General features: G+C 53.9%; 16 protein-coding genes. 6 read left to right on the forward strand and 10 right to left on the reverse strand.

Annotated elements, in window-relative coordinates; genetic code table 11:
* The coding region (locus tag H627_RS20505) for a hypothetical protein (protein WP_027828402.1) at window positions 1-212 on the forward strand (212 nt) is incomplete at its 5' end.
* 160 nt (window positions 213-372) lie between these two features.
* Here H627_RS20505 and H627_RS0109560 read toward each other — a convergent pair.
* The 4 genes from H627_RS0109560 to H627_RS0109575 form a co-directional block, all read right to left on the reverse strand.
* Window positions 373-1,062, reverse strand: a complete 690-nt coding sequence (locus H627_RS0109560) for a CPBP family intramembrane glutamic endopeptidase (protein WP_027828779.1) — start codon at window positions 1,060-1,062, stop codon at window positions 373-375.
* A gap of 22 nt (window positions 1,063-1,084) precedes the next feature.
* Window positions 1,085-1,846 (reverse strand): CPBP family intramembrane glutamic endopeptidase, encoded by a 762-nt coding sequence (locus H627_RS19285; RefSeq protein WP_051225331.1) that lies wholly within the window; start codon window positions 1,844-1,846, stop codon window positions 1,085-1,087.
* Window positions 1,847-1,999: 153 nt separating this feature from the next.
* Complete coding sequence (locus H627_RS0109570) at window positions 2,000-2,506, reverse strand: DUF3278 domain-containing protein (RefSeq protein WP_027828780.1); 507 nt, start codon at window positions 2,504-2,506, stop codon at window positions 2,000-2,002.
* Entirely contained in the window at window positions 2,503-2,715 is a 213-nt protein-coding gene (locus tag H627_RS0109575; RefSeq protein WP_027828781.1) for a helix-turn-helix transcriptional regulator, read from the reverse strand. The genes H627_RS0109570 and H627_RS0109575 overlap by 4 nt, the downstream gene beginning before the upstream one ends.
* A 195-nt stretch (window positions 2,716-2,910) precedes the next feature.
* Here H627_RS0109575 and H627_RS17790 point away from each other — a divergent pair, with 195 nt between their 5' ends.
* The 4 genes from H627_RS17790 (at window position 2,911) to H627_RS0109595 (ending at window position 5,127) form a co-directional block, all read left to right on the forward strand.
* A complete protein-coding gene (locus tag H627_RS17790) occupies window positions 2,911-3,372 on the forward strand; it encodes a helix-turn-helix domain-containing protein (RefSeq protein ID WP_035440556.1) in 462 nt (153 codons plus the stop codon).
* Window positions 3,362-4,102 carry an ABC transporter ATP-binding protein gene (locus tag H627_RS0109585; RefSeq protein WP_027828782.1) on the forward strand — a complete coding sequence of 247 codons (741 nt, stop codon included), beginning with the start codon at window positions 3,362-3,364 and terminating at the stop codon, window positions 4,100-4,102. The genes H627_RS17790 and H627_RS0109585 overlap by 11 nt, the downstream gene beginning before the upstream one ends.
* On the forward strand, window positions 4,080-4,721 hold the full coding sequence (locus H627_RS0109590; RefSeq protein ID WP_027828783.1) for an ABC-2 transporter permease: 642 nt from the start codon (window positions 4,080-4,082) through the stop codon (window positions 4,719-4,721). The genes H627_RS0109585 and H627_RS0109590 overlap by 23 nt, the downstream gene beginning before the upstream one ends.
* Window positions 4,722-4,797: 76 nt before the next feature.
* Window positions 4,798-5,127, forward strand: coding sequence for a MazG nucleotide pyrophosphohydrolase domain-containing protein (locus tag H627_RS0109595; RefSeq protein WP_027828784.1), 330 nt, complete (start codon window positions 4,798-4,800; stop codon window positions 5,125-5,127).
* Here H627_RS0109595 and H627_RS0109600 read toward each other — a convergent pair.
* The 5 genes from H627_RS0109600 to H627_RS0109620 form a co-directional block, all read right to left on the reverse strand.
* Window positions 5,124-5,747 (reverse strand): SAP domain-containing protein, encoded by a 624-nt coding sequence (locus tag H627_RS0109600; protein ID WP_027828785.1) that lies wholly within the window; start codon window positions 5,745-5,747, stop codon window positions 5,124-5,126. The genes H627_RS0109595 and H627_RS0109600 overlap by 4 nt on opposite strands.
* A gap of 50 nt (window positions 5,748-5,797) precedes the next feature.
* Window positions 5,798-6,589, reverse strand: coding sequence for a CPBP family intramembrane glutamic endopeptidase (locus H627_RS0109605; protein ID WP_027828786.1), 792 nt, complete (start codon window positions 6,587-6,589; stop codon window positions 5,798-5,800).
* 134 nt (window positions 6,590-6,723) lie between these two features.
* Complete coding sequence (locus H627_RS0109610) at window positions 6,724-7,407, reverse strand: ABC transporter ATP-binding protein (protein ID WP_027828787.1); 684 nt, start codon at window positions 7,405-7,407, stop codon at window positions 6,724-6,726.
* Window positions 7,408-7,421: 14 nt separating this feature from the next.
* The gene (locus H627_RS0109615; protein WP_027828788.1) at window positions 7,422-8,480 is read right to left on the reverse strand and encodes an ABC transporter permease; all 1,059 of its coding nucleotides are present in this window, start codon (window positions 8,478-8,480) and stop codon (window positions 7,422-7,424) included.
* The gene (locus H627_RS0109620) at window positions 8,480-9,016 is read right to left on the reverse strand and encodes a TetR/AcrR family transcriptional regulator (RefSeq protein WP_027828789.1); all 537 of its coding nucleotides are present in this window, start codon (window positions 9,014-9,016) and stop codon (window positions 8,480-8,482) included. Before H627_RS0109620 ends, H627_RS0109615 begins: the two co-directional genes overlap by 1 nt.
* A 221-nt stretch (window positions 9,017-9,237) precedes the next feature.
* Here H627_RS0109620 and H627_RS0109625 point away from each other — a divergent pair, with 221 nt between their 5' ends.
* On the forward strand, window positions 9,238-13,152 hold the full coding sequence (locus H627_RS0109625) for a lectin-like domain-containing protein (RefSeq protein ID WP_027828790.1): 3,915 nt from the start codon (window positions 9,238-9,240) through the stop codon (window positions 13,150-13,152).
* Here H627_RS0109625 and H627_RS19290 read toward each other — a convergent pair.
* Window positions 13,149-13,970 carry a DUF1129 domain-containing protein gene (locus tag H627_RS19290; RefSeq protein ID WP_051225332.1) on the reverse strand — a complete coding sequence of 274 codons (822 nt, stop codon included), beginning with the start codon at window positions 13,968-13,970 and terminating at the stop codon, window positions 13,149-13,151. The two genes, H627_RS0109625 and H627_RS19290, sit on opposite strands and share 4 nt — an antisense overlap.
* Window positions 13,971-13,980: the final 10 nt, after the last annotated feature.

Raw genomic sequence — 13,980 nt, forward strand, 5'->3', positions numbered from 1 at the left:
CGGGTGATGTTTTCCAGGTCTACGATCATTCACTTCTTTACGACGAAGAAAGCGATTCGATTGTCGACCTTGTATTTGTTGTAACGCCGACCCGCACAAGGTTCCAAATCTACACAGAAAATGTGATAGCCAAGGCCAAGCGCATCTCTATGGGAACGTATGAGATGGCACTAAATCGGTATCCAACTATTCCAGAAGGACCATTTGATTAGGAAAGTTCTTGGATCAAAAATGGCAGCCCCTGCGGACTGCCAAAATCAGTAACTAATTCGCCCCTAATTGGGGAACAACACGAGAACGACCTTTTAATATTTGAGCTGTCCACTTGACGGGGCACCGCCCCTGCTATTAGCCGACGGTATTTTTATGCGCTCACAGCAGCAACCACACCACCCAGAAATTAATGGCGATGTGTACAACCCAAGCATAGCGCAGATCCCGGGTATATTCGTAAATACCAGCTTGGATGAAGCCCACTTCGCACCAGAACAGCAGGGCCAGGGACCAGGAGAACTCATGGAGCAGGCCAAAGATCACCGCACTGGAAAGTATCGTCAAGACGCGAAACGCCGGGTTATCCCGATTCCAGAAATAGTTCATGAAAATCCCGCGGTAGAGCAATTCCTCAATCAACGGCGCCGCCACGAGCTGACCCACCCAGGTGGTAATGGGAATGTTGTGTACCTGCCCCCGAATAACCGCAGCGTATCCATTCAACGGCGGCCGCGTCGCCAAATAGACTAATCCGGCCAACGCCAAAAAGCCCCCGCCAGAGACCGCCAACCGCCGCCAGCTGAGCGGCTGGCGGCCAAAGCCCTTGGGATTCCACTGCCGCAGCTGACTGACATACCGGTTCAAGAAGTAGGTGACGATAACCGCGGTGATAGCCAGTTCGGCCAAGGCCAGCCCCAAATCATGATCACGCATCCAGGGGTTGGTAATACCCAGCTCCGGCAGCTGCGCCGGCGCCTGGTACCAGCCCATGATGAGGAAAAAGACGGAGAAGAAGAAAATTCGCTTCACCGACTCGCCAAACCGATAAATCAAACTATCCTCAGTCACCGCCCGTCACCTGCTTCCATTTCTACTTAATAAATTGCAGCGCCATAAAGATCATCGGGGCGTTGTTCAAAAAATGCAGCCCGATGTTGACGGTGATATTCCCGGTGCGGCGATAGACATAGGCCAAAATAGCGCCAAGTGCGACATAGATCAGCGTGCCCGCAATGTTGTTATTCTGATGGACCAGCCCAAACAGCACGCCGGAAATCAAAATCGGCCAGATTGGATTCCGCGTATAAAAGGCCGTCATGACATACCCGCGAAAGACCATTTCTTCCAAAATCGGCGCGGCGATGACCGTCATGAAGACGATCATGAAAATGATCTGGTTGCCGTCTTTCAGCATTCCCCGAATCACCGCGTCATTCTTCGTCAGCTGTTCGCCGGAAATACTGGTGTAAAACGGCAGCAGGATCAGTTTTGCCCCGAACATCGCCAAATAGCCGAGCACCACATATAAGGCGTCCCGTTTTTCCCACCGGCGGACCAGCGGCTGGTCGGTGTAGCGGTGAATGAGGAAGCGCATCAGCCAGACCGCCCCAATATACAAGGCAATCATCAGCGCGAACATCGCGATGTACAAGGGCATACTCGCTGGGGTGCCCCGCTTTTTCAGGACCAATACCACCGACATCGGCACCTGCGGGACGTAGATCAAGACGATAGCAATGACCAGGAAAAGGAGTCGTTCAGCAATATCCTTCGGTGATTTGATCCGCTTGCGCGGCGGTTCTTGATGGGGCATGGGCAGCTTATTTTCAATAGGGACTTGATATGAGGCCATGATGCAGCAGCTCCTCTCCGTATGGTGTTTATTATACCGTACCCGGCGCAGACACCGGGCCGTCTTACTGAATCGTTAGTTGTACCTTAACGCAATCAGTAGCGGGGGACAAATTGAAAAGCTCACCGGCAGTGGTCGATGAGCTGAAAAAGGTTAGTTGTCCTCCCAGGCTTTGATGACTTGGCGGCGGCGATAACGCCAAGTTGTCACCGCGTAAACACCAACAAATACCACCATAAAAACCACTGTCTCACGAATCGTTGGCCAGTATTGCGCTGACATTGCAAAACTTACTAATGACCAGCCAGCGTACCCACTGATACCAGCGATAATCGTATCCCGCACAGCTTGAAAATTAATGCGCCGATAAATTTTCTGCAAATCTTCTTCATTGGCCGCCTCTATTTGATAGAGACCATGTTTCCGAATTTGAACGTTAATGATAATGCCCCATACGAGCGCAATAATTACTAAGATCATTGACCCCGCCGTAACGTAGTGCGTCCAAAAACCGTCAATAATCAAACTGGCAAACATACCCAGATACAACAACCAATAGACCAGCACAGCGCTCCCGCTGAGAATCTTATTCAGCTCGGCCTTCTGGTACTCATCCCGGCCGCTCACCTCAAACGTCCATCGTATTAACCGCTCCATCATGACTCCTCGCCCTCCAATCCTTCCGGAAACCAAAACAAGGTATTCAGATCCGTCCCCAGCGCCTGGGCTAAGCGAATGCAGAGATCCAAGCTGGGATTATAGTTGTTGTTCTCAATCATATTCACGGTTTGCCGGGTCACGCCGACCCGCTGCGCCAGGGCTAGTTGGGACCAGCCTTGGGCCTGCCGGAATTGTCGAATGCGGTTCATCACTGGCCTCCTTATGTCACATATATTTGACACCCTGAGTATAGCAAGACCCCGCACACGTGTCAAATATATACGACACTTTACCGATGGAGGTAACCGGTGTTAACAAATTTTGCTGTCTTCGCTTGGTTGTTCCGCCCTGGCAACTCGGTATGCTTGGAGTATGAAAAGTCAGAAGAAACGGAGGAAACAAACATGTCAGATAACTCACCCCTAGCCGGTAATCTGCGGAATCTGCGCGCTCACTTTGGCTATACGTTGGAACAAACCGCCGAAGGGGTCGGCGTCACCCGTCAAGCCATTGCTAAATGGGAAAGTGGGCAATCAGTCCCGGATATCACCCACGCCGATGCGCTGGCCCAGTTTTACAACATTTCGTTGGACGATCTCATCCATCACGATACCGAAAAAAGCGGGCTCGGCATCCCACCGAAGGGAAAACACCTCTTCGGCACCGTCCAAGTCGGCGAACGGGGGCAAATCGTGATCCCCAAAAGCGCCCGGGACCTTTTTCAGTTGACCAAAGGGACCAACCTCGTCGTATTAGGCGACGAAGAAGGCCCGCTGCCGGGGTTGGCCCTGGTCAAAAATGACGTTTTTCTCAATCAAGCGACGGCCTACGCCCATATGGGCAAGGGGGTGCCCCATGACCAATGATTCTTTGCTCACGGTCAGTCATCTGACCAAACGCTACTCGCAATTCACACTGCAAGACGTCTCTTTCACCATCGCCCCAGGAACGATCATGGGCATGATCGGCGTCAACGGGGCCGGAAAGTCCACCATATTAAAGAGCATCGCCGGGTTAGTGCAGCCCGACGCGGGCACGATGCAAATCGCTGCCCCGGCCAACCCGGCCGTGATGCTGGGCGAAACGGTTTACTACCCCGAGAAAAAGCTGGCAACGATCACCAGGACGACCCGCCAGTTCTATTCCCAATGGGACGAGGAACAGTACCGCTATTACCTGCATTTCTTCGATCTGGATGACCAAAAAAAGGTCAAGGAACTCTCCACCGGTATGCTGATCAAATACCAGCTGGCCGTGACCATGAGTCACCACGCGCCGCTGCTCATTCTCGACGAACCCACCAGCGGCATTGATCCCGTCTCCCGGGACGCGATTCGCCAGGTCTTTCGCCACTACGTCGCCGACGGCCAGCACAGCATTCTCTTTTCCACCCACATCACCACCGACCTGGAAGCCATCGCGGATTCGATCACTTACATCCATGCGGGGGCCGTGCTCTACTCTGCCGCCAAACCCGACTTCATCGACCATTTTCGCCGCCAATTCGGCCTGAGCGCTAACGCCCCGCTGACCTTTGATGACATTATGCTCACGATAGAAAGGAAGACCATTGATGACTCGGCAATTCCTGCGTAAAGAATATCTGCTGGCGGCCCATCCCACCACTTGGTTCTTCGTCTGGTTGGGCGCTTTGGTGCTGGCCCCCGCGTATCCGTACAGCGTGGTCTTCTTCTTTGCCATGCTGGCCCCCAGTTTGGACTTGGTCTACGCCAAGCAGACCAACGACATTCTGTATACGGCCCTGTTACCAACCGGCAAGGCCGGCGTAGTGCGGGGCAAAGTGCTTTACACGTTTACTTTTCAAACGGTCATGCTGCTGTTGACGATTCCTTGGGCGCTGTTGCGGACGCTCTACATCCAAACCAATCCCGCGGGCATCACCGCCAATGTCGCCTATTTTGGCTTTGGCTTGTTGGCCCTCGCCGTTTTCGACTACCTGTTTCTCACGGGTTTCTTTAAAACTGGGATAAAAATCGGCTGGCCTTACTTCTGGGGTACGCTGGCTGCCTTGATCCTGCTGGGCGTGATGGAAACACTGCCGCATCTGCCGGGGCTGCGCTGGGTGGATTCGGTTCAACCCACGGCGCTGCTGCTGCAATCACCCTTCCTGGTGGCGGGGATCATGGCCTTTATCACCAGTTTCTTCGTGACCATGCGCGTCAGTATGCAGAATTTTCAACGGGTGGATTTATAGCCAGAGTTTGCTATGCTGGACTAAACAAAACCGGCCCGACCCGTTCAGGTCAGGCCGGCGAATGGAGGCCGTCCTATTGAATTTAGCAAACCACCAAGCTTGGCTCATCGATTTCTACAAACGCCACGATTGGTATCACTTTTCACCCTTTGTCTACTTGAATTTTCTAACTGAAGAAACCGGCGAAGTCGCCCGTGCGATCCGCGCCTTGGAAATTGGCCGCCATCATCCGGGAGAAAAGCCGCAGACACCGGCCGAAAAGACCGCCAACCTGAAAGAGGAACTGACTGATGTGTTAGACCAAGTCTTGGTCATTGGTGCCAAGTTTGGCATTGACCCGGAGGCATTACTGGCCCAAAGCGAAAGCAAACTCAGCCGCCGGTTTAATGAGGAACAGCCCCATTAAGGACGGCGATACTGGGCAATCAATGGCCCGTATTGCGTCACCAGCTGAGGGCGATACACCTTGGCGTCGGTTGATCGTTTCACTTGCTGCCAAAGAATGGCGGCGACTTTCAGCCGGTCATGGAACACCGCCGTCTGCGGATCGGCGAAGAAATCGCGGACAAAGTTGTTCCACTGATAGGTCTGCTCTTCGGGGTTATTCGCCAAGAACGCCCGTTGTGCTGCCGGTTTGTCCTTAGTTTCTTGATAGACCCGGATCAGATCGCCGATCGTTGCGGTCTGATCTTTTTTTGCGTCAACTTGCCGTTTATACACGGCCATGGACTTGGTAAAGCGAAAGTGTTTCACGTGAAAATAGGCGGCAAAAAACTCACGGGCAGCTGCGTTGAACGCAAAACCTGACCCAATAATTGGTGTTTCCAGAGTCAACTGGGCTGCAGTCAATTTTTGACCACGGTTTGCCGACTCAGCCCGTTGACGCACCGGTCGGCCAGAAAAGAAAGCGTCCAGGCGCTGATTCAAGTCCGCCTTGGTGCCGCTGGTTGGCAATTGATACTGGCGGCATAACGCGATCAGATCCGTTTTGTAGTAATAGTGTGTTTTGAACGCTGCGAGATCCATTTCTCCACCCCCAGGATTCTATTCTACGCCACCGCTAGGGATACTTTGCACTACACATCTCGCCCAGCTACGGCCACGACCTGCCCCCGCAACTGGCTGTCACTGTCCGGTTTGCAGATCAAAACGGCCAAGCCAATGTACAACACCATGTGGAATATCGCCGCCAATAACGTCCCAGCGGGGTTCCCAGCACTGGTGATCACTGTCGCGTACCCTTGAGTGACTGTAATTGTGTAGTCGATAAAACCGTGGAGAACCATTGGGAACAGCAGACTGCCCTTACGTACATAAAGTGCACTCAGCAGGCAGCCCATGCCGAACGCTTCAATCATCTGCATCAGGGTAAAGTACAGCCCTTGATCAACGATATTGCCGAAGTGGTACAAACTGAACATGGCGCTGGACAAGAGAATGGCGGCCCAGACGCGGTGCGGCAGTGCCTGTATTTTTAAATTAGCCAATAGACTGGCGAAAATCACCCCGCGGAATAGGAACTCTTCCGGCCCCGCGGCAATCACTGCCACGATCGTCGCGTCAGCTAAATTGTTCAGCTTGCTCACCGTTGCCCCGACCATGATGGCGGCCATGATGGCCAGCATGATGATGCTGTTTTTACCAATGGCCGCCCGCCAATGGATGGGCTGCCGGGTAAGCCACTGATTGAATAGAATTCCGGCCGTCAATTCCAGCGTTTTGAAAATGACGTCCAAGACAATATCCGGCGCCTTGATCAGACCGATGAGCGGACTCGAGATGAACTCGTCAAAGACAAACATCAGCAACCAAAAAGTGATGATACTGGCGATACTATGCTGTTTAATTTTGCTAACGAGTAGCCGCATTGAAATAATTTCCCCCTTCTTGAATATATTTTTAAGCTACGCTTAACTTTTCTGAAAATCAAGGATTGGCACGTGATTTTTTCACAAAAAAAGACAGCCGTCGTTAAGACAGACTGTCCACTCGAAAAATTCACTTAACTGGCTTGCCGCATACTGCCATCCAAAATCTCATAAATATGGTCTGCATATTGCTTCAACCGCATATCATGGGTGACCACAATGATCGACTTATTGTGCTTCTTGGCCAAATCATGAAGCAATTGACCGACCACCGTTACCCGTTCACTATCCAGCGCGGCCGTCGGTTCATCGGCCAGTACGATCTCGGGATTCGGATACAGCGCCCGGGCAATCGCCACCCGCTGGGTCTGGCCGCCGGAGAGTTCGTTGGGATACTTGGTGATCAAATCTTGAATGCCCAGATCGGCCAGCAGCGTCATCAATTCGTCTTCCGTCATGTGCGTGGCGCCCTTGATCCGGTCGACGAAGCGGAACTGTTCCCGCACGGTGAGGAAAGGCACCAGATTATATGCCTGCAGGATGAAGCCGATCTTGTTCAATCGCAGCGCATCCCGCTGCTTCACCGGGATCGCCGTGAGCGGTGTATCCTCCACCCGCACGTCCCCGGCCGTCGGCGTCTGCAAGCCGCCGGCAATAGTGAGAAAGGTACTTTTACCGGAGCCGGACGGCCCGATCACGAGGCTCATTTCTCCCCGTTGGGCGGTGAACTCAATATCCTTCAGGACCTGGATCTTGCTGGTATCATGGCCAAAGGTCTTGTCGATATGGTGCATTTCAATCGTATTTTTATTTTCCATTGTTTCAGCCTCCATTAGGCAATCACGCTGACGGGATCAACTTTGAGAATCAACTTCACGGGGATCAGCGCGCCAATCACGCCGGTCAACAGAATCCCGATGGTCACCCCGCCTAGGATCGGCCAGTTGAAGGCAATCGGTACGCCCGCCGGGAGCGCGGCCGCGGTCAACGCCGTCAAGCCGACGCCCAAGGCTAAGCCGCCAAAGACCAGCAGCAGCGCTTGGTTGATGGTATTGCTGACGAGCACTTTGGCGGGGACGCCCTGAGCCCGCAAGACCGCGTAATTGGGAATCTTTTGAATCGTCAGGATGTACAGGAACACGGCGATGACGACCAGGGAAATAATCATCAAAAAGGCGATCATGAACGTGAAGGTCATGTTCTGGGCACTGTAGCCGGGCAGTTTATTAATGAATGCCGCCACCGAATAATTCTTCAGCTGGTCAACGCCGGGCTGGTACTTGGCGTTTTGCGAAATGATCCCACTAGCCACAAAGGTATCCGGCAGTTTCTTCAATGTCTGCCACGTGCTCAAGTCGCCATAAACCACCGGGGCGATGTCGATCTTGGCATTGTGGGTGAAGCCCACGATGGTATAGGTTTCCGTATTTGAGTTGAACTGGATCTTGTCACCGAGCTGGTAGTTGCTGGTCTTGAACCCATCATCCACGACGATTTGGTTGGCCTGAGTTGGTTTATGACCGCTGGTCAATACCAGCTTCTGACCAATGAACTGATCCCAGTCCAACCCGATGAATTGGGCGGATACTTTGGCATGCTTGGCTTCTTTGGCAACGATGGCACTTTGGCCGACATAGCTTTCTTTCTTCGTCAGCGTCATTTTATCCGTTTGGCTCTTCGTCAGCATGGACTGTTGCAGACTGGTGTTGGCGTCTTTATCCAGGATCACACTCTGTGCGCCCCAGGAATCAATGGCCTCGGTGTTTTGCTGAGCCAGCCCAAAGGCCAGCCCGCTGAGAATATAAACTAAGTAGCTGATCAGCAGGATCATCCCGATAATCAGACCGTAGCGGAGCTTTTCGTGCTTGATTTCTTTCCAGGCTAAGTACATTAACGATGACTTCCTTCCAATTGATGGAGCGTATGCGTGAATTTAGTGAGTAATTTGGTTTTTAATTCCGGATACAGCATGATCTGGCGAATCACCTCGTGGCTGAGGATCGTGGCCGCCCATTCATCAGCGGGCAGGGCCGCTAATTTCTCCGGCGTGTTCAGCGCCGTCGGGATCGGCAGCGCGCCTTCGTTTTCAGTAAAGTGCCGGCGAATCAAATCGCGATACGGGTTATCGGCCAGTGAAGCAAGGAACTGCTCCGTATAGGCCAGATACCCGGCCGCAGTGTAACCCGAGGCTTGCTGAAAATCGATATGCTGGTGAATGTCCCGCATTGCCACCCCGTAAAGGTAGACGTACGCGTCGGCCAGGTCCGCAAAGTATTTGTAAAAAGCGCCTCGGGCAATCCCAGCATCCTTGACGATCCGCGCTACCTGGGCGTCGGCAAAGGGATGCGCCGAGAATTCCCGCAGCAGCGCTTGGGTAACGAGCTGCTTTTTTTCCGGTTTCAAGTTGTTAAACGTGGCCGTGGGCATGCGCATTCTCCTCTCAAAAAGTGACGCCGTGTCACTTAATGAAAACTAGAATACAGCAAAAGTGACACGGTGTCAACTAGCGCCCGCAATATTTTATGTTGTTATTTTGGCCTTTTTTTCATTTCTATGCTATCGTTTTCTTAAAGGGGTTCCATCGCCTTCAGAACGGTTTAGGATGACAATATTCGTGTTTTTTTATCAATCTTCACGGGGGGATTTTCATGCGCACGCACTATCGTTTTCAGATACTGAGTTTATTAGTGCTGGCTTGGCTGCTGCTCTTGGGGACTAGCGGATCGGTTATTGCCGACACCACCCAGCCGGTCACGGTGACACCGAGCAATACCCAGACATTTTTCTCCACCAGAGGAACGGCCCACATTGATCGCAGCGCAGATGGCACGTGGGGTGATGTCACGCTGACCAACACAGACAGTCAATCCCAGGCGGGGGCCGCAACGCTGAACACCCGGCTGGATTTTTCGAAGAACTTTTGGATGCGGTATGACGTGAACTTCGGGGACTGGAACAGCAACGATAAAAAATCGGACGGGATGAGTTTTGTGCTGTATCCCGGCCAGCCGGGAGCGGTCGGACTGTTTGGCGGTAATGTGGGAATTTCCGGCCTGCCCTATGCGGAAGGTATTAAATTTGATGCGTATACCAACCGAAATCCCGGTACTGGTCATGCCGACATCTGGGATATGTCCACTAATCGGTGGGTCGGTGTCACACCACCAGCAAATTTGCCCGGTGCGGACCCATTGAATAAGACTCAAGATTACGTCCAACGCAACCCAGAAACGACTCATAAAGATTTCAATACCTTTCCCGGAAATGGTCCATTGATTTACGGAATATATAATTATATGACCGTGAACAAGGCCCGCTACCCGAATGATCTTTCTGATTGGCAAATGAATACTGCCAAACTGCCAGGAATGGTATTTTCTGATCCCGATGCCGATCCTGCTACAGTCGCTGGGGCGACTCCGCCCTATGGCGCTTTTATCGAAACCAATTTGTCTGGCTTTACCCATATATACAGCACGTACAGTAACTCTCACTCGCTGCCGACCCTTGGCAGCGGCCGGATCGACGGGGCCCGCGCATTGAGTGCCGCACAATTCTATGATAACCAGTGGCATGCTATTCAAGTTCATTACTACGTTAATGCCAGCGGCGTGGGTACCCTGATCGTGGCGCTGCTGCCGAAATCCTGGTCGCAGTATACTTACGCCACCGACGCGGCTGGCCTGGCCGCCGCCGAAGCCGCCTCAGGGACCAATCAATGGACTCAGCAATTCACGATCAAGAACCTTCCCGCCGGCAAGTACTATTCGTTGAATATTTCTGCCTCCACGGGAGCCGCGCCCTGGAACCAGAAGGTCCGCAACTTCAACGGTTCATATACGCCCCAGCCGAACACAGCAACGGTGCGCTACGTGGACGAAAACGGGACTGACCTCCAGGATCCTGATACATCTTATACCGATCCCAACCTGGTCAATCCGGCGCTCACCAAACCAAACTTGCCCAAACAGCTCACCAAGGCCGGCCAGACCTACAGCTTCGACTACGGCAGTTATTTGGCATACGACGGCACGGAAAGCAAAGGGGCGACGCTGCTCACCCCGAATGTCAGCGGCGGAGTGGCGGGGACGCTCACTGATACCGGCGGTACGACGATGACGTATACCGGGCAGTATGGCCAATCCTATAAAGTCATTACCCTCTATTACAAAATGACCAACCCGCTGCCGTCACTGACCGGCCGGTACACATTGAACGGTACCGCTATTCCGGCCGGCCAGGCGGTGCATTTTGGCGATCTTTTGAATTATCAGGTCACCCTGACCAATCCGGCCGGCGGCGCCTCCCGGTGGGTCGGTACGAACCTGGCGGTGACGCTGCCGGATGGGCTGACCTTGGCCGGCAATGCCCCCACCGCGCAGGTCACTTTCAACACACAGCTGTCCACTGTGCCGTCGCCCCTCACCGTGACCACTGACACAACGGTGAGCGGATCAACGGCGACCGTCACGATTCCCAGCAAGACGGCCGCCAGTAACGATATCGTGCGCAACAACGGCATCGACCTCTTGACCGACGCCGCCAACAGCAGCGCCATCACGATCACTCTGCCGGTCCTGGTCACCAAACAGACCGCCGGTACGCTGACCGCCGCCGTGCAGGCGACCGACCGATACGTCCATCAGACCAACGAGACTCCGGCTGTACCCACGAGCTACTACAGCAGTATTCAGAAATCGCTGGACACCCTGACCGTAGCCGCTGCGGTGATTCCGGCGCGCAGTGCAATGATCCCGATTCCGGTACGCACGAACGAAAGCTTCATTCCCGTGCCCAGCGCGTCTTATACCCAGCGCGCCGTGTACGGAGCAGGCGCGGCCACTTGGCTCGGCACCGGCGATGTGAGCTTGCCGGCATCAGGCAATCAAATCAATCTGACCGCCGCCGGTATTCAGAAATTACGGGCCGCGGATTATATTCCAGTCATCACCGTGTATACCAACACCACAGGTCAGCAGTGGACCGAAGTCTACTATGTTTATGAGCCGCTATCGACCTGGATGCCGGATGCCGGCTTGCGCCAAACTGTGGCCAGCGCTTTTAACAAGGGTTCTGTAACGATCAATACGCATTTCTTCGATACGCCGCAGACTTATCTGAATACCGCCGGGGTCACTGGGGTCATCACCACCGATGATGCCACCACCCAGTTGACAAAATCGCTGATGCCGAAGCTGACTGGGCTGACAAACCAGCTCAATACTGCCGGTACAGGGGTATTGGGTGCTGGGGCATGGAATATGACTAACGGCGTTATCGGGCTGGAATATGCCAGTAACCTGCAAGGGCTGGCCATCTATGGGCCCAGCCTGTTGCAAAACACAGGGACCCATACCACCACCGGACAGACCTTCCGCACGCTGCTCAACCAGCTGCAAACGCCTGTCCTGGGCCAATCAGCCCCGATCCAAAGCTTGCAGACAGTGGATCTGTCCGGCTATACCGCGACCGCGTTCACCGGCTCAGGTACGGCCGCCATGCCCAGCCTGCCCAAATTGCAAACTCTGAATCTGGTGGCCAACGGCTTGGCGGACGCGGATGTGACCACGGCGATCACGGGCACCACAGCCCATGACCTGGTGCTTTTCTTCCAGCAAAATAAGGCCGCGCTGCGTCAATTGACTCTGGCATCTTACGCGGCCCCGACCAAGCCCAAGATGGACCAGGCCGCTTTGCAAAATAACATCCAGGCGGTGACCACGGCGGGCACGGCCATCAACCAGCAGGATATGGTCATGCCGGGGACCACCACCTGGTCATTAGCCAGGGCGGACACCCCCGACCAGATCCAAGTTAACGTCCCGGACGTGCGGCGCACGCTGACCACCGTACCGCTGGGGACCAACCCGGCCAGTGCGGTGAGTGATTATCAAAACGTCGCGGTCACGGTGTACGACCGCGACCCGACCAACACCACCGATACCAGTACCCCACTGACTAACGTACTCACGCTGAAGGCCGACCAAAGCGGCTACGTGCTGAATTATACCAACTATCTGAAGGCCAGCCAGTTGCGTAACAACCAGCTGTACCTGAAGCGCACGTATACGACTGGCGGGACCCAATATTCACTCTGGACGAAAATCGGCCTGAGCGGGATCGATTATTTGCAGGTCGATACCTTGAATTTCGGCAAGCGTCAATTACGGGCCGGCCAGTACCCCAATAACGGGCACGACGACAGCACCGGTCCAGATCCCGGCACTTATACGCCGTTTACCATCACCGTAGGCCGGACCAGCGCCAGCACGCAATCAACAGTGGGGATTTCTGCCAGTCCCTTCACCGGAAAAGCGGACACGCTCCCCGTCAGCTCACTGGCGCTGCATTATGTCAGCCAAAACAGCGCGGCGCCCAATACCTGGACGATTCCGGCGGATGGTTCGGCTGGTCAAAGTGCGGTGTGGACGTTCGTCAACACGGCCGCGCTGCTCGATACCAAAACCTTTAATGTCGACCTGAACGTGCCTGCTGTCAGCGGAATTTCTGCTCAAAAGTACACCGCCACGATCACCTACACGCTGAGCAACGTCCTGCGCTAACGGGAGCGGTGCCGGCGGGAAAACCACCAGACCAGGATGTAATACACAATAAACAGCACGCCAAAGACCGCTAGGATCACATAGCGGCCATTTGGTGTGCGATTAAAATATCGATTGCCGGCTGGTATTCGCTGAATGATCCCAATAATGGCGTTCATCGGAACCAAAAATATTAACGAGTCCTTCCAGTTCTTCTTTTCCTTGCGCCAGAAAACAATACCCACGATCAGCAGGAAGGCGAAAATCAAAATGATCCCGCCGACGCCTGGAAAATAGAAGCGCCACGCGGTTTTCATTAAGAGACCAAAAAGGATACCTGGGAGCAAAAAGCCGATAAGCAGCCAATTAGCTGTTCGATCACTAAGCGGGCGGCCGTATCTGCTTTGCCCAAACAGGCGGCTGAGCAGCACGATGATGATCAAGCAGTAAGCCGCTATAAACAACGCGGCCCCCACATCCACCGGCTTCGCCGGATCTATCATCATCGGCAAGGCCATCAACAAAATACAGGCGCCGCCGGCATAGAGTACCAGATTCAGCAAGTCGCGCCACTTATTGGGTAGGGCCGCCAAAATGTCATCGGCTGTCTCTTGGGGATTCTTACCGAAATACGCTTCAGCGGTGCGGCCGTCCTGCTGGGCCGCCAGGATATCCGTCAGAATTGCCAGCAGTTCTTGTTCCACTGCCAGCTCATCTTTTCCCACCGCCTGGGAGCGGATGTACACCATCAGTGACTCATAATAGGTTTTGTTTGCGGGCGTTAATTGCGCCCGCAGCGCCGTGTTTTCTTGCGCGAGTTGGGCCGCTGTTTTGGCCATCGTGGCCGCC

The organism is Schleiferilactobacillus harbinensis DSM 16991 (assembly GCF_000425885.1).
Lineage (GTDB): Bacteria > Bacillota > Bacilli > Lactobacillales > Lactobacillaceae > Schleiferilactobacillus > Schleiferilactobacillus harbinensis.